Annotated in this window: 16 protein-coding genes, 1 tRNA gene and 1 pseudogene; 7 read left to right on the forward strand and 11 right to left on the reverse strand. The window is 71.7% G+C overall.

Features of this window, described 5'->3' with window-relative positions; genetic code table 11:
• Both GTW40_RS31400 and GTW40_RS31405 read right to left on the reverse strand, forming a co-directional pair.
• Window positions 1-1,308 (reverse strand): GTPase (locus GTW40_RS31400; RefSeq protein WP_161183527.1); only part of this gene is annotated, 1,308 nt, incomplete at its 3' end.
• A gap of 3 nt (window positions 1,309-1,311) precedes the next feature.
• Window positions 1,312-2,973, reverse strand: a complete 1,662-nt coding sequence (locus tag GTW40_RS31405; RefSeq protein ID WP_161183528.1) for a dynamin family protein — start codon at window positions 2,971-2,973, stop codon at window positions 1,312-1,314.
• A 271-nt stretch (window positions 2,974-3,244) separates the two neighbouring features.
• Here GTW40_RS31405 and GTW40_RS31410 point away from each other — a divergent pair.
• From GTW40_RS31410 to GTW40_RS31420, 4 genes and pseudogenes are all read left to right on the forward strand, one after another.
• Window positions 3,245-3,317, forward strand: a tRNA-Arg gene (locus GTW40_RS31410).
• Between the two features lie 285 nt (window positions 3,318-3,602).
• Window positions 3,603-3,767 (forward strand): annotated as a pseudogene (locus GTW40_RS33650) (DUF6308 family protein); the annotation flags it as partial.
• Between the two features lie 155 nt (window positions 3,768-3,922).
• The gene (locus GTW40_RS31415) at window positions 3,923-4,120 is read left to right on the forward strand and encodes a hypothetical protein (protein ID WP_161183529.1); all 198 of its coding nucleotides are present in this window, start codon (window positions 3,923-3,925) and stop codon (window positions 4,118-4,120) included.
• Between the two features lie 605 nt (window positions 4,121-4,725).
• Window positions 4,726-5,946, forward strand: coding sequence for a hypothetical protein (locus GTW40_RS31420; protein WP_161183530.1), 1,221 nt, complete (start codon window positions 4,726-4,728; stop codon window positions 5,944-5,946).
• A gap of 113 nt (window positions 5,947-6,059) precedes the next feature.
• Here the strand turns inward: GTW40_RS31420 and GTW40_RS31425 are convergent, their stop codons facing one another.
• The 3 genes from GTW40_RS31425 to GTW40_RS31435 all read right to left on the reverse strand — a co-directional run bounded on the left by GTW40_RS31425 (window position 6,060) and on the right by GTW40_RS31435 (window position 7,860).
• Window positions 6,060-6,425 (reverse strand): transcriptional regulator, encoded by a 366-nt coding sequence (locus tag GTW40_RS31425; RefSeq protein ID WP_161183531.1) that lies wholly within the window; start codon window positions 6,423-6,425, stop codon window positions 6,060-6,062.
• Window positions 6,422-7,285: a hypothetical protein gene (locus tag GTW40_RS31430; RefSeq protein WP_237525859.1), complete on the reverse strand. Its 864-nt coding sequence runs from the start codon at window positions 7,283-7,285 to the stop codon at window positions 6,422-6,424. Before GTW40_RS31430 ends, GTW40_RS31425 begins: the two co-directional genes overlap by 4 nt.
• Before the next feature lie 158 nt (window positions 7,286-7,443).
• Window positions 7,444-7,860: a hypothetical protein gene (locus GTW40_RS31435; RefSeq protein ID WP_161183532.1), complete on the reverse strand. Its 417-nt coding sequence runs from the start codon at window positions 7,858-7,860 to the stop codon at window positions 7,444-7,446.
• 198 nt (window positions 7,861-8,058) lie between these two features.
• Here GTW40_RS31435 and GTW40_RS31440 point away from each other — a divergent pair, with 198 nt between their 5' ends.
• Window positions 8,059-9,018: a D-2-hydroxyacid dehydrogenase family protein gene (locus GTW40_RS31440; protein WP_161183533.1), complete on the forward strand. Its 960-nt coding sequence runs from the start codon at window positions 8,059-8,061 to the stop codon at window positions 9,016-9,018.
• A 180-nt stretch (window positions 9,019-9,198) separates the two neighbouring features.
• On the forward strand, window positions 9,199-9,522 hold the full coding sequence (locus GTW40_RS31445; RefSeq protein ID WP_161183534.1) for a chaplin: 324 nt from the start codon (window positions 9,199-9,201) through the stop codon (window positions 9,520-9,522).
• 100 nt (window positions 9,523-9,622) lie between these two features.
• On the opposite strand, the gene GTW40_RS31450 is transcribed toward GTW40_RS31445, so the two are convergent.
• The 6 genes from GTW40_RS31450 to GTW40_RS31475 all read right to left on the reverse strand — a co-directional run bounded on the left by GTW40_RS31450 (window position 9,623) and on the right by GTW40_RS31475 (window position 12,981).
• Window positions 9,623-10,489, reverse strand: a complete 867-nt coding sequence (locus GTW40_RS31450) for a tyrosinase family protein (protein ID WP_161183535.1) — start codon at window positions 10,487-10,489, stop codon at window positions 9,623-9,625.
• Complete coding sequence (locus tag GTW40_RS31455; RefSeq protein ID WP_161183536.1) at window positions 10,473-10,985, reverse strand: tyrosinase family oxidase copper chaperone; 513 nt, start codon at window positions 10,983-10,985, stop codon at window positions 10,473-10,475. The genes GTW40_RS31450 and GTW40_RS31455 overlap by 17 nt, the downstream gene beginning before the upstream one ends.
• A gap of 98 nt (window positions 10,986-11,083) precedes the next feature.
• Window positions 11,084-11,668 carry a vitamin K epoxide reductase family protein gene (locus GTW40_RS31460; protein ID WP_161183537.1) on the reverse strand — a complete coding sequence of 195 codons (585 nt, stop codon included), beginning with the start codon at window positions 11,666-11,668 and terminating at the stop codon, window positions 11,084-11,086.
• Complete coding sequence (locus GTW40_RS31465) at window positions 11,668-12,168, reverse strand: DUF5949 family protein (protein WP_161183538.1); 501 nt, start codon at window positions 12,166-12,168, stop codon at window positions 11,668-11,670. Before GTW40_RS31465 ends, GTW40_RS31460 begins: the two co-directional genes overlap by 1 nt.
• Window positions 12,169-12,360: 192 nt before the next feature.
• Window positions 12,361-12,648, reverse strand: coding sequence for a hypothetical protein (locus GTW40_RS31470; protein ID WP_161183539.1), 288 nt, complete (start codon window positions 12,646-12,648; stop codon window positions 12,361-12,363).
• A gap of 93 nt (window positions 12,649-12,741) precedes the next feature.
• Entirely contained in the window at window positions 12,742-12,981 is a 240-nt protein-coding gene (locus tag GTW40_RS31475; RefSeq protein ID WP_018545032.1) for a chaplin, read from the reverse strand.
• A 579-nt stretch (window positions 12,982-13,560) separates the two neighbouring features.
• Between GTW40_RS31475 and GTW40_RS31480 the strand changes: the two genes are divergently transcribed.
• Window positions 13,561-14,281: glycosyltransferase (locus GTW40_RS31480; protein WP_161183540.1), on the forward strand; the 721-nt coding region annotated here is incomplete at its 3' end.

Here is a 14,281-nt window from a genome sequence, read left to right on the forward strand (position 1 = left end):
ACCGGCGGCCGTGGCGCCCACCGCGTCCGCGAGCCGGTCGGCGAACTCCTCGCGCGCGTCCTCGGCGAGGCCGACGCCCTGCCCGGCGGCGTACACCTGCTTCAGCCCGGTCGCGGCGGCGTCCACGTCGGCCGAGACACGCCGGGCGGCCGCGCCGCGCTCCGCCACGAACTTGCCGAGCGCGCCCCGCAGTTCACCGAGTCCGTCGCCGGTGAGCGCGGACAGCGCGAGCACCGTGGCACCCGGTTCGCCGTGCTCGCCGAGCGCGACGCCGTCCTCGTCCAGGAGGCGGCGCAGGTCGTCGAGGATCTGCTCGGCGGCCTCGTCTGGCAGCCGGTCCACCTGGTTGAGGACGACGAACATCACCTCGGCGTGCCCGGCCATCGGCCGCAGATAGCGCTCGTGCAGGGCCGCGTCGGCGTACTTCTCGGGGTCGACCACCCAGATCACCGCGTCGACCAGCTTGAGGATGCGGTCCACCTGTTCGCGGTGCTGTACGGCCGCCGAGTCGTGGTCGGGCAGGTCCACGAGGACCAGTCCGGTCAGCTGCGCCTCGCCCTCCGGACCCGGTACCGGCCTGCGGCGCAGCCGTCCCGGGATGCCGAGCCGGTCGATGAGGGCGGCGGCGCCGTCGCTCCAGCTGCACGCGATGGGCGAGGAGGTGGTCGGGCGGCGTACGCCGGTCTCGGAGATAGGCACCCCGGCCAGCGAGTTGAACAGCTGCGACTTCCCGCTGCCGGTCGCGCCCGCGATGGCGACGACGGTGTGCTGCCCGGAGAGCCTGCGCCGCGCGGACGCCTCGTCCAGGACGCGGGCGGCCTCCGCGAGGGTGTGGTTGTCGAGACGCGCGCGAGAGAGCCCGACGAGTTCGCGCAGCGCGTCCAGGCGGGAGCGCAGGGCGCCGTCGTAGGCGAGGGGCAGGGTGCCGGGGGCGGAGGAACCGCCGCGGGCCGGGGCGTCGAGCGGGGAGCGCTCCTCGCCGGGGGCGGCACTGTCGGTGGCGCGGCGGGCGATGAGGCCGTCGTCCCAGTGGTCGGCGGGGGCGTCGCCCTTCGGGGCGGAGGGCTCGGTGCCGGACGACGCGGCGGGTACGCGCGCGTGCCCGGCGCCCTCGGCCTCCGTACCGCTGCTGCTGCCGGGGCGCCCCGCTTCCGGCGCCGGCTGAGGGACGTACCCACTCGCCGCGACCCCTCCGGCGTGCTCCGTACGACCCGTGGGGCGGCCCGCGTGATCCGGCGGCCCCGGCGGCCCCGTGCCGTCCGAGTGGTCCATGCGATCCGTGTGGTTCTGGTCGGCGACGGCGGTCACCGGTCACCTCTCCTTCTGCAGTACGGACAGCGCGGCGATGAGTTCGGCCTGCGATTCGGCGTGGACGTCCAGGGCGTCGAGGGGGGCGAGGCGGCGTTCGCGCTCGGTGTTCATGACCCGGTCGACGTGCTCGGTGAGCAGGCGGCCCGCCCGATCGCGCAGCCGCAGCGCGCCATGGGGGCCGATCCGCTCGGCGAGCCGCTCCCCCGCCGTACGCGCCCGGTGTCCGCCGAGTACGGCGGTGGCGACCAGCGCGGCGACGGCCTCGGCGTCGACCGCCGCGCCCCGCTCCAGCTCGCGCACCTCGTCCTCGGCGTACTCCTCCAGCTCGCGCCGCCAGCGCCGTACGGCGAGGCCGATGCGGTGCTCGGGGGGCTCGGGGGCGAGGTCCTGGGCGGCCAGCTCGGGGGCGTCGGCGGCGGGCTCGCGGCGCCATGCCTCGCGCATCCGCTCGTCGGCGCCGGTCACGGCGCACAGCAGCAGCTCCGCGAGGCTCTCGGCCAGGGCGTCCAGAAGTTCGCCCGCGGTGCAGTCGAGGGGGAAGGCGCGCCAGCGTTTGAGGGCGTCACCGGCGAGGGCGGCGCCGGAGTTGAGCCGCCCGCGCACGCGCGCGTGCTCGCTGTCGTAGGCGTGGTCGACGGCGGAGGTGAGCCGGAGGGCGGCCGCGTACTGCGCGGCGGCGGCCCCGGCCAGCTCGGGCATCCGGGCGTTCAGCGAGTCGAGGAGGCCGTGCGCGGTGCGGGCGAGGACCTGGCGGCGGGCGGCGGGGTCCTGCGAGTGGTGCAGCAGCCAGGCGCGCAGGGGCGCGACGGCGGAGGCGGGCAGCAGACCGCCGCCCCAGGCCGACTCGGGCAGCTCGGGCACCGTGAAGCGGGGTACGTCGCCGAGCCCGGCCTTGCTGAGCAGGGCGCCGTACTGGCGCGAGACCTCGGTGACGACCTGGTGCGGCACCCGGTCCAGGACGGTCACCAGGGTCGCGTCGTACTCCTTGGCGGTACGCAGCAGGTGCCAGGGGACGGCGTCGGCGTAGCGGGCGGCCGTGGTGACCATGATCCAGACGTCGGCGGCGCAGATCAGCTCGGCGGCGAGGACACGGTTCTCGGCCACCAGGGAGTCGACGTCGGGGGCGTCGAGGAGGGCGAGCCCGCGGGGGATGCTCTCGGCGGTCTCGACGCGGAGTACGCGCGCGGGGTGGTCGTCGTGGGGGTCCAGGTGGGAGTCGTGCTGCATGTCGCGACGCGTGTCACGGTGTGTGTCGTGCTGCATGTCGCGCTGCGGGTCCCGGCGGATCAGCGGGCCGCGGGTGAGGTCGGGCAGGACGCGCATCCCACTGAACCAGTGATGATCCTCCGGATGGCAGACGAGGACCGGGGTGCGGGTGGTCGGCCGCAGCACGCCCGCCTCGCTGACCCGGCGTCCCACGAGGGAGTTGACGAGGGTCGACTTGCCGGTACCGGTCGAGCCGCCCACGACCGCGAGCAGCGGCGCTTCGGGCGAACGCAGCCGGGGTACGAGGTAGTCGTCGAGCTGCGCGAGGAGTTCGTCGCGATTGGCGCGCACGCGCGGTGCTCCCGCGAGGGGCAGCGGGAAGCGGGCCGCGGCGACACGGTCGCGCAGGGCGGAGAGTGTGTCGAGCAGCTGGGGCCGTACGTCCAAGGTCACCACATGCGAAGAATGCCCAATTTTGAGGGAATTCTGAAGCATATGGACATGCCTGCGCGCCGACAGAACAGAACGGACGGACGGGACGACTGGGACACGGGCACAGTCCAGGCATAACGAGTGCACAACACCCGGCGCGTCGGGGCGCAAAAGCGATGCACGATTCGTACCCGCCTGCGATTATCAGGACCGCTTCACCGAACCTCCACACCGAGCCACGGAGGCGAGGCGACAGGGTCGGGAACCAGTCAGCTTTATCCTTGACCCGCATCGGGCCCCCGTAGCTCAGTGGATAGAGCAGGCGCCTTCTAAGCGCTTGGCCGCAGGTTCGAGTCCTGCCGGGGGCGCGCCTTCTGGCCCTTCCTCCGGGAAGGGCTTTTTGCTGGTCGGGGCTGTGCTGCTGCGCGACGCGGCGAGCCCTTGGACCCTTACCTGACGATCACGGGGAGCCTCCCAGGGCTGCACGGCCGCCACTGGGTTTGGTGGGTGGCCGTGCCCATTACACGCCGAAGCACCGGTCACAGGACGACCCCGTACCGGGCGCCCTCCGACAGCAGATCATCCGCTGGCATCACCCACGATGCCCCCGCTGGCACCCACATTGAGATGGATGGCCGATTAGCCTTCACGCTGTGCGCCCGCACCGGGAAGCAGCGCACGCGGAGCCATTCCGCGATATCGACTGCCTGCTCGACAGTCCGGCCCCGCTCCGCGGGGTGGGCGGAACAATCCTGATGAAGATCATGCACCGCAAGCATCCCCGGTTCCTGCCGCTCTACGACACCCAGGTCTGCGTGACAACGCAGATACGCAACGGCGGACGAGCGCGGCCCCTCAGCGTAGATGAGCGGCAGACAAGCCCAACTGCGAGATCGTTCAAGAGATCCCCATCAACCGCTAGCAGGACAGCTCCGCTTCAGGTCATGGGCCCCTCCACTCGTATCGTGCTCGCATGCGCAACGAGCGGCACGACGAGCGGCTGTCGGACGACGAGTTGGAGCTGTTCCTCCAGTACCTCCACAGGTTCGCGAACCATGACCTTGATCTCTTCGCCCTCATGCAGGTGGGAGACCCCGAGGACCCCGTCTACGTGTCCTTGCGCAGGAAGCCGGAAACGGGTGTCGACCCCTCGGCCTACCGGCGGCCGTGAACCACATGACCGACCCCACCCCACCCTGCCCCCAGTGCGGCCGGCTCATGACATCCGGCGGCCTGGTGCTCTCATACCGCATGGACGACGGTCGGCGAAGCTGCCGTTCGCTGTGGCGGTGTGCCGATCGGCATGTCTGGTGGGGCTGGGCCGACCGGCCGGATGAGCCGTTGGAGCCCTGCCCGGTGCCGGAACTCTTCCGCTGACCTCGACGGCAGCGGGACACCGTGTCGAATGCCCCCCTAAGACGTCGGGCGAACACCCCATCCCACCGGCCCGCAAGAACAGCCCGACCAGATCACCGAGGCCCACGCTGCCACCCAGTCCGCAGCGGTCACGGCCAAGCGCCTGGCGGAATCCACACGCGACGACACGACGCCGGGAAGAAGCAACCCCGCCGTCACCCGTCACCCCATCCGTTACCGCGAGCCACCGACCCCCACCCCCAACCGGCAGGTCCGAGCCACCCCACCCCGCCCAATGGAAAGCCCCCGGGCAAAGGGAACCCATGAGACCTTCAACTCGAACACCAGTGCTTGCAGTGGATATTCGAAGATCATATTTTGCGTGTCGTGACTATGACACGCAGAGCCATCCTCAAGGGCATGGCCGCAGCACCCTTCCTCACCACCGCCGGCACCCTGCTCACCTCGACTCCCGCCGAGGCAGCGACCATTGACGCCGGGCAGTTCACGCTCGCCACCCGGTCCTCCAACAGTTACGGGGAGTTCGCCGATCTGACGGCCGGTCTGGCGGGCAAGCTGACCAAGGTGGACGCCACCGCTGTCATAGCCGACACGAACCGCACCGCCATACATCTCGCGAGCGCGCCCAACACGGCCAAGGCGTTCCAGACCGGCTTCGCCTGGGACAGTGGCGACCAGGCTGTCACCTACTGGACCCCGCAGGGCATCACCACGAGCGCGGACGCCTACGGCAACGGCCTCTACCCGGACGGCGGCACCAACAAGGTCGTCCTCGTCTCCTGGTACTTCGACGACGCCACCGCGACGGACAAGGGCACCCGGCTCACCTTCGTCGACTACAGCAACGCGTCCGCGCCGACCTACCGCCACGTGCTGCTGGTCGAGCCCGTCATGACCAGCACGGGCGAGTACTCCTTCGACCCGATACGCAAGCATGCCGGCGGCATCATGTGGTACGGCAACCTGCTGTACGTCGTCGACACGTTCAAGGGGCTGAGGGTCTTCGACCTGAACACCCTCTTCCAGGTCGCCACCGCCGAGACGGAGGTCTGCGGTCTGCACACCGACGGTTCCTACTACGGCTACGGCTACAAGTACGTGCTGCCGCAGAGCCATGCCTACGACAACACAGGAACGTATCTGCGCTACACGGCCATCGGTCTCGACCGCGCCAGCACCCCCGACAGCCTGGTCGTGAGCGAGTACTCCTACGCCGGTGTCGTCGACTACAGCGACAAGTCCTTCATCGGCAACGGCACCAAGATCGAAACGCCCAAGGTCGTCCGCTGGGACCTCGACTACACCGACCGGAAGCTGCGCTCGCTCACCTCGACCGAGGCCGTCACCATCAGCCAGCAAAAGATCCAGGGCGTCGTCTCCCGCGGCAGCAAGCACTACCTCTCGGTGAGCGACGGAGAGACCGCCAAGGGCACCCTGCGCACCTTCACCTCCGGCAGCGACACGACGACCGCCGTCTGTGACCTCGCCATCGGCTGCGAGGACCTCAGCTACCACAGCAGCGGCGCGTCCGGCTGGGCCTTCAGCGAGTCCGTCATCTGGAACGCGACCGAGTACGACGGCACGCGCTACGTCTACGCCGTGCACGCCGACGGGTCCTGATCACACCACCTCTTCGCCCGTCGGCAGGACGGCACCCCGCTACTGTCGGCGGGCCCGGCCAGGAAACGCGCCGGGCGACGCACAACCCGGCGGGCATCCCCACCCCCCGTCCCCTACACGTCGGGCACCGCGCGGGGAGTCTCAAGCCGCAGCACGAGCGCGCGCAGGGCCCGGAGTTCGACGTCCAGGGCCTGCGCGCCCTCGCGGGTGAGGGTGATCCAGGTCCGGGGACGCCGACCCGCATAGCCCTTCTCCACGGTGATCAGCCCCGACTCCTCCAGCACCTTCAGGTGCCGGGAGAGATTCCCGTCGGTGACGGCCAACTGCTTCTTCAGGAAGCCGAATTCGACCCGGTCGGCCTCGCGGGCGACGGTGAGGACGCCGAGCCGCACGCGCTGGTGGACGGTGTCGTCCAGCGCCTGGGTGGGATGCGGTTCCTCGTGGTCGTCCTGCGCGGCGGTCGCGTCGTCGACGCTCAAGAGACGACCGTATCCGTATCCACACCCGCGCCCGCACCCGCACCCGCACCCGCACCCGCTGCACCGGGCGCACCCCGGCGGCGAACCGCCACCCACTCGCACAGACCGGCGACGAGCAGGATCGCGGCGAGCAGAAGGGCCTTGAACTGCGGTCCATCCGTCCAGCCGGGGTGGACGGGGTGCTGCCAGGGCAGCCATCCGCCGCCCCAGGAGGCTCCCAGGTACCCCGTGAGCAGCACGGTGTGGGCGATACCGGCCGCCGCTGCGGCCCCACTGCGTTCGGTGATGCCCAGCGCGAGAAGTCCGATGCCGACCACGTACCACGGGGAGACGTAGCTGTTCTCCAGCAGCACGGCCTCCCACGGCTGGCTGTTGAACAGCATGACCCACAGGGCTGCCGCGATCACGGCGGTGGCCGCGACAGTCACGCCGACCCACATGCCGCGCCGGGGCACGACACCCCGGGCCTCGCCCCGCAGTCGGTACCAGCGGGCGAAGACGAACCAGGCGAGGGGGAGCAGCGCGAACCACACACCCCACGCCACGAAGCGCAGGACGGCTCCGTCGAACTCCCCCTTCAGACAAGGGGTTCCCGGTTGGTGGACGACACACAGACCGGTCAACTCGGCGTAGGCGAAGGCCGGATAGGACCCGACGTTGCGCCCGTGGGCTCCGAAGTTGAAGGCGAACCGGGCGATCGGTACCGCCGCCAGCGCGAGGAGCCCGAAGCCGAGGAGGGGAATCCACGCGCCGTTGATCTGCGTGCGGGTCCTCGCCCGGAGGCCCTCGGTCGCGGCCAGCAACGCGGCAGCGGCCGCCCTCGGCTCCGCATCCGCGTTGTCCGCTACGGGTGTAGCCATATGTCCCCCTCATGACCGGCGCTCTGGCAGCACTCACGGGCGGACGGCCGGATGGCCGCTCGCCCGGGATTTACTTTGCATCACAAAGTACATGGCGATCAAGAGTTGATAGCACGACAACTGGTTGCGACCGCACGGTCATTGGGCCGAGACGGCGGCTAGGAACGTGACCCCCGCTCCGCGTCCCCCTCCGACCCCCGCATCGACCCGATCAACGCGGTGACCACCAGGCACGCGACCAGACTCCCCACCACCACCAACCCCACCCCGATCATGAAGAGCCCGCTGCCGTCGTCCGACCAGTCGTAGAACGAGGCGATGGCCAGGCCGATCGGGATACCGAGGACGGCCGCGGGGAAGTACCGGCGGTACGCCGCCCAGCAGACCGGGGGCAGCAGGGTCAGGACCAGGCCGATCACCTGCCAGGGTTCGTACGGGCCGGTGCTCGAGCCGTCCGGGTGGACGTCGCGGTGCTGGTCCCAGCCCAGCCAGGCGGCCCAGAGGCCGACCGCGAGGGCGGCCAGGGTGACGGTCGCCAGCGGCTGGGTGACGAGGTGCTTCCATGCTCTGCTCATGGGTCCAGCGTTTCCGTTCGGAGCGGTGTCGAACAGAGCGCGCGTACTCAGGCGGGTCCGAGTACGTCGGCCCACAGCGCACCCGTGCACCCGTGCACCCGCGCAGCCACGCGCCCACGCCCCCGTCCCGCCGCCGCCCCCGCGATCCCTCATGATCCAATGAGCCCGACAACAGCCGGACGGTCAGGGGGAGATGACATGCGACTTCGTTGCGCGGTGCTGGACGACTTCCAGGGGGTGGCCACCGAGGTGGCCGACTGGTCCGGGCTGGAGGGGCGGGTGGAGGTCGTCACGTTCCGGGAGCACGTCGGCGACGAAGACGCTCTCGCGGCCGCGCTCGCGGACTTCGACATCGTCGTCACCCTCAGGGAGCGGGTGCCGTTCCCCGGGTCGCTCATCGCCCGGCTGCCCCGGCTGAAGCTGCTCATCGCCTCCGGGATGCGCAACAGCGTCATCGATTACGCGGCCGCACAGGCACACGGCGTCACCGTGTGCGGTACGGGCAGTTCGTCGACGCCGCCCGTGGAGATGACCTGGGCACTGCTGCTCGGGCTCGCCCGTGGGGTCGTCCAGGAGAGCACCGCGCTGCGCCACAACGGGCCCTGGCAGTCCACCCTCGGGGCCGATCTGCAGGGTGCCCGGCTCGGGCTGCTCGGGCTGGGGAAGATCGGCTCGCGGGTGGCGCGGATCGCGCTCGCCTTCGGGATGCGGGTCAGTGCCTGGAGCCAGAACCTCACCGCCGAGCGCGCCGCCGAGGTGGGGGTCGAGCTTGCCGCCAGCAAGGAAGAGCTGCTCGCGGACAGCGACTTCGTCTCCGTGCACCTCGCCCTCGGCGACCGCACGCGCGGGCTCCTCGGCGCCCCCGAGTTCGCCCTCATGAAGCCGACCGCCCATCTCGTCAACACCTCCCGCGCCGCGATCGTCGACCAGGACGCCCTGCTCGCCGCGCTGCGCGAGGGCCGTATCGCGGGTGCGGGTGTGGACGTCTTCGACGTCGAGCCGCTGCCCGCCGACCACCCGATGCGCACCGCGCCCCGCCTGCTCGCCACGCCCCACCTCGGCTATGTCTCGCGGGCCAACTACGCCACGTACTACGGCCAGGCGGTGGAGGACATCGAGGCGTACCTCGCGGGCGCGCCCGTACGACGGCTTCCCTGAGCCACGGAACGGCATCAGCGGCGCCACCAACGGGTACAGCCGCCCCCTTGACCCGTTTCGCCGCAAAAGGGGGATCTCTGCCCGGTCGCCCGTGACCCGCCCCGACCGGGGCCGTTGAACGGGAAGTGCGGCGGCTGGTCCTGCCGACCGCGCTTCCCCGAGCAACAGAAGGAGAACGTGATGTCTCGCATCGCGAAGGCAGCCGTCGTCGCCCTCGGCACCGGTGCCGTGGTGGTCGGCGGGGCCGGCCTGGCGCTGGCCGACGCGGGGGCCCAGGGTGCCGCGGTCGGTTCGCCGGGCGTGCTGTCCGGCAACGTGATCCAGGTTCCGGTCAACGTCCCCGTCAACCTGTGCGGGAACAGCGTCAACGTGGTCGGCCTGCTGAACCCGGCGTTCGGCAACACCTGCGCCAACATCGGCGAGCAGACCCCGCCCACCACCCCGGCGGCCCCCGAGACCCCCGAGACCCCGGGCGGCTACGGCGACTCCGGCTACGGCAACTGAGCCACCCGCGGTCACCCCACGCACACCGCGCAGAGCCCCGGGCACACCGTGCGCCGGGGCTCTGCCGTGTCCGCCTTCCGTGTCCGCCTCTTGCCGCGGCTCAGGCGTACCGGTAGATCCCGCTGACGTCCTCCAGCGAGTCCGGTGTGACGTTCCACGGCGGCAGCTTCTGGAGGCGGGCGACGATCCGGCCCTGCTGCTTGTCGCCCGCGCCGGGCGGGTTGGCGGGGAGGTAGCGGTGACTGGTGTGGGCCCGCTGCCAGCGGTACCACTGGTAGTCGAGGAAGGCGTGGTGCAGCCAGAACACCGGGTCGTTGACGGAGGCGCCGCCGAGCATGTCGCCGCCGACCCAGCGGTGCACCCGGTTGTGGTTGCGCCAGGAGACGCTGCCGCTGCCGGTCCCCCAGCCCTCCAGCTTGTTGCGGAAGCCCCGGGTGACGGTGGAGTCCCAGGGGGAGGCGTCGTAAACCGGGTCGTCCAGGGCCGACTGGAGTTCGCTCTTCGTCGGCAACTGGATGGGGTTGGCGGCGCGGCCGAGGTCGCGGGTGAGGGCCTTGCCGTCGGTGACGTTCACCTTGAGGGTCCAGTGCCCGCTGCCGTAGGCGAACGGACCCGAGGTCACCTGGCGGTCGGAGCGTCGCCCGTTGCCGCCGAGCAGGTCCGCGGTCCAGGGCGCGGCGGTGGTCGCGCGGTCCTTGGTCCAGTCCCAGTACGGCAGGGTCACCGAGGAGTCGACCCGGCGCAGGGCGTTCTCCAGGTCGAGGAGGAACCTGCGGTGCCAGGGCAGGAAGGACGGGCACATGTGGGCCGCGCGCAGGCCCTTCTCGCCGTCGGAGGTGTAGTAGTCGATGTGCGTGCGCACGAACTCGTCGTACTCGCCGCGCCGTTTCACCTCAAGGAGCGCGTTGACGAACCGGCGGCGCTCGCTCGCGGTGAGCGCCGTGACGTTCTTACGCGTGTACGCCATGCGAACCCCCCGCCATCCCGTCCATCTCGTCCATGCTCCCGCCCGAGCGGCCCATGTGGCCGCCGACCGGCCCCGGGGCCAGGTCGCGCAGGTGGCGGCCGGGGCCCATCTCGTCGACGGCGGCGCGGGTCGCCTCCAGGGGGGTGGGGTACGACGTGTAGTGGTCGACCATGCTCATCCAGGTGCCGTCCGCGCGCCGCATGAGGTGCAGCGGACTGCCGTCCACGGTGATCTGCCAGTCGCCCCCGCCGGTGTGGCGGGTGAGGGCGGGGACGGCGTAGCCCTGGATGTGGCGGCCCCGGTAGGTCTCGTCGAAGACGGTGTCCGAGGGGTCGCCCGGAGGCAGCGGGCGGGAGGCGGCGACCACCGGGGCCAGGGCGAGGGCGGCGGCGGAGGCCAGCAGCCCCCGCACCATGTCCCGCCGTGACGTTCTCGCCGTGCCCGCTTTGAGCGGCGTTCCCGCCCCCACCGCCGCACCATCGGCACCGACAGCCATGTCTCAACTCCTCGTCGCGGATCGGATGTCGGTACCGGTAACCGGCGCGGGCCGCGCCTAGTCACCGCCGCAGGGCCATCCGGGTAGGACGGCCCTGGTCAGCCGGTCCAGAAGTCCCACCAGCGGGTGAGGACGAGGACGCCGACGACGCCGAGGTGGAGCAGTGCGACGAGCCAGGTGAAGTCGGCGAGGAAGGCCCCGACCGGGTCCGGCGCGGGCAGATGGCCGTGCCGGACGACGAGCGAGGTGGCGTACCAGAAGAGGACGATCGTCGCCGCCCAGGCCAGACAGCACCACAGGCACAGCGCGTTGACGCGGTACAGCGACTCGAACTGGAGCCAGGAGACGAACCCGACGCCGAACAGGCACCCGGCCCAGAACGTCAGCCAGTACCAGCCGGGGTAGCGGGCACCGGCCAGCAGACCGGTGCCCACGCAGACGACGACGGCGTAGGCGACCAGGCCCAGCATCGGGTTGGGGAAGCCGAAGACGGACGCCTGCGCGCTCTTCATGACGCTGCCGCAGGAGACGACCGGGTTCAGGCTGCAGCCGGGGACGAAGGCCGGGTCCTTGAGGAGCTTGAACTCGTCCAGGGTGATGACCCAGGACGCGAGGAGCCCGGCCGCCCCGGTGAGCACGAGCAGCAGTCCGAGGCCCCGGCCGTCCGCCCGGCCCGGTGGCATCAGCCGCGCAGGCTGCGGGCCGGGAGCATGAGATGCGCGGCCGCGTGCAGGGTCTCGTCGGCTCCGGCGAAGGCGGCCAGCGCGGCCGGGGTGACGGGCATCCCGGGGCGGCCCTCGGGCCAGGCGCGGGTGGTGAAGACGAGGTAGGCGTAGCCGCGCTGGGCGACGGCGGCGAGCCACTCGGGGGGCGCGTCGGCCTGGGCGACGAGCTGCGGCATGTTGACGACGGCCTGGCCCGCCTCGACGAGCAGGGTGACGGGGAGACTGGGCCGGGTGGTGCCGTCGATCACCTCGCTGCCGACGGGCAGGCCGTTGAGCGCGAGCAGCTGGTGGACCGCGGCGGCGGTGACGAGCGGTCCGCCGGCCGCGTCCCCGAGGGAGTAGGCCAGCAGATAGGGCATGTCGTAGCCGTCGGGGGCCTCGCCGCTCCAGGCCAGCAGGACCAGGGTGCCGAGGTCGGTGCCGCGGAAGGCGGGGGCGTCGCTTGAGGTTGAGGTCACCGCGCGACCCTATCGACGGGTTGGGGCGGGTACGGGCGGCTTCTCACCCTTCCGGAGGAGCGCACGGGGGTGCTCCACACGAATGAGGGAAGCGGGCTCGAACACCACGGGGCCGGTCCCCACGACCTACGGGACCGGCCCCTCCTCGCGTCTCCGGTACCGGGTCTGCCCTTGAGGGGCAACCCTTGCGGGTCAACCCTTGAGGGGCAGGCCGCCGAGCAGCTGGTTGGGCTGGTTGAGCGCGGTCGTGGCGCCGTTGACGGCGTTCAGGACGGACGCCTTGTTCTCGGTGTCGAGGGCGTTCGACTGGTGCTGGAGCGGCATCACGTCGCGCACGGTGAGACCGCCCTTGGCGACCTGGTCGACGGCGCCGTTGAGGCTGGAGGGGGTCAGATCGCCGGTGTAGGCGAACGCGGGCGCCGCGGCACCGGCGAGGGCGACGGAACCGGCGAGCACGGCGGCGGCCTTCAGGGACTTCATCTTGGTTCCTCTCTACGGCAACTCACTGAAACCGGCCGCCCGCCCGCGGTCGATGCGCGGGCGGACGGCCGGCCGAAGGGGTGCGCCGTGAGGTCAGTCGTTGACGCAGGTGTTGCCGAAGGCCGGGTTCAGCAGGCCGATGACGTCGATGGTGTTGCCGCAGACGTTGACCGGGATGTGGACCGGGACCTGGATGACATTGCCCGACAGAACGCCGGGGGAGCCGGCGGCGACACCGCTGGCACCGGCGTCGGCGGCAGCCACACCGGCACCGCCGGCGACGGCCGCGACGGCGGCGGAGGTCAGGACCAGGCCCTTGGCGATACGCGACATGGAGAAGTGCTCCTTGCAAATCGAGACAAACGTCCGGGCGGGATGCCCGACGCTGTGTCAACGCGTGGCATCCCCGGGGGTTGTGCCGCCAAAGGAGTGAAGTGCGCGCGGGGCACTCTCGCCGATCCGGCACAGTTGTCCTGATTCGCCTTATTGATGACTCGATCAATGACTCGGTCTCCGGCCCGGGAAGGGCCGTGGGAGAAGGGCGAGCCGCGTGCGCTCTCCCCGGGGCGCGGTCGCGCGCCGGGCGCGGACGCGACCCGCTCTCTCCCCCGAATGGCGTAGTGCGCGCACGACCGGCACGGCGGGGCCGTAATGCCCCGGGTCGAGCGGTGGATACGTCTGTTGCCCGAGGGGTGCGGATCGCACCTGTCGGGTCTCGGACACGCCCGGCCGCACGGCGGTGACCAGCGGGGCTTTCCTCTCGTTCCCCTCGGGGACGCGACGAGGACCGGTGGGTTCCGCTCCGCGAGGGGCGCCCGGCAGCGCGGCGCGCTCCCGACCCCGGCCCCTGGCGCCCCTGCTGCGACCGCAGCCCCGAGCGCCCCCTTCCACGAGCAGCGAGGTAGTCCGCGAATGCACCAGCCACCCCCCGACTTCCGGCCCCGGGTCCTGCACCTCGCCCAACCCGTCGACGGCGGTGTCGCCCGGGTCGTCCTGGATCTCGTACGGGCCCAGCTCGCCACGGGACTGCGGGTGGCCGTCGGCTGCCCCGAAGGCGAACTCGCGGACAAGGCGCGAGAGTTGGATGCCGAGGTGTGGGAGTGGCCGGCCGTACGGTCACCCGGTCCCGGGCTACGGGGCGAGGTGCGGCAGCTCGGGCGTCTGATAGCGCGGGCGCGGCCCGGTCTGGTGCACGCGCACAGCGCGAAGGCCGGGCTTGCCGCACGGCTCGCCCTGCGCGGCCGTGTCCCGGTCGTCTTCCAGCCGCACGCCTGGTCGTTCGAGGCGACGGGCGGGATCACCGGTGCGCTCGCCCGGCGCTGGGAGCGGTTCGGGGCCCGCTGGGCCGACCGTGTGGTGTGCGTCAGCGAGGCGGAGCGCGAGCGGGGGCTGCGCGCCGGGGTGCGCGCCGCGTACGCGGTGATCCCCAACGGGGTCGACCCGGTGCGCTTCTGCCCGGCCCCGGCCGGGCCCGCCCGCGCCACCCTGTCGGCGGAGCTCGGGGTGGACCTCGGCACCGACCCCCTCGTCGTCTGCGTCGGGCGCCTGTGTCGGCAGAAGGGCCAGGACGTGCTGCTGCGCGCCTGGGAGCGGGTGCGGGCCGAGGTGCCGCGGGCGCGCCTTGCGCTGGTCG

Source organism: Streptomyces sp. SID4985 (genome assembly GCF_009863025.1).
GTDB lineage: Bacteria > Actinomycetota > Actinomycetes > Streptomycetales > Streptomycetaceae > Streptomyces.

Excerpts from the sequence above, each read along its gene's own strand:
- GTW40_RS31435 (WP_161183532.1), bottom strand. The coding sequence starts at position 7,860 with ATGAGCAGAGCATGGAAGCACCTCGTCACCCAGCCGCTGGCGACCGTC.
- GTW40_RS31475 (WP_018545032.1), bottom strand. The coding sequence starts at position 12,981 with ATGTCGCGTATCGCCAAGGGCCTGGTCCTGACCTCCGCCGCCGTCGCG.
- GTW40_RS31455 (WP_161183536.1), bottom strand. The coding sequence starts at position 10,985 with ATGGCTGTCGGTGCCGATGGTGCGGCGGTGGGGGCGGGAACGCCGCTC.
- GTW40_RS31460 (WP_161183537.1), bottom strand. The coding sequence starts at position 11,668 with ATGCCACCGGGCCGGGCGGACGGCCGGGGCCTCGGACTGCTGCTCGTG.
- GTW40_RS31415 (WP_161183529.1), top strand. The coding sequence starts at position 3,923 with ATGCGCAACGAGCGGCACGACGAGCGGCTGTCGGACGACGAGTTGGAG.
- GTW40_RS31470 (WP_161183539.1), bottom strand. The coding sequence starts at position 12,648 with ATGAAGTCCCTGAAGGCCGCCGCCGTGCTCGCCGGTTCCGTCGCCCTC.
- GTW40_RS31420 (WP_161183530.1), top strand. The coding sequence starts at position 4,726 with ATGGCCGCAGCACCCTTCCTCACCACCGCCGGCACCCTGCTCACCTCG.
- GTW40_RS31450 (WP_161183535.1), bottom strand. The coding sequence starts at position 10,489 with ATGGCGTACACGCGTAAGAACGTCACGGCGCTCACCGCGAGCGAGCGC.
- GTW40_RS31440 (WP_161183533.1), top strand. The coding sequence starts at position 8,059 with ATGCGACTTCGTTGCGCGGTGCTGGACGACTTCCAGGGGGTGGCCACC.
- GTW40_RS31430 (WP_237525859.1), bottom strand. The coding sequence starts at position 7,285 with ATGGCTACACCCGTAGCGGACAACGCGGATGCGGAGCCGAGGGCGGCC.
- GTW40_RS31445 (WP_161183534.1), top strand. The coding sequence starts at position 9,199 with ATGTCTCGCATCGCGAAGGCAGCCGTCGTCGCCCTCGGCACCGGTGCC.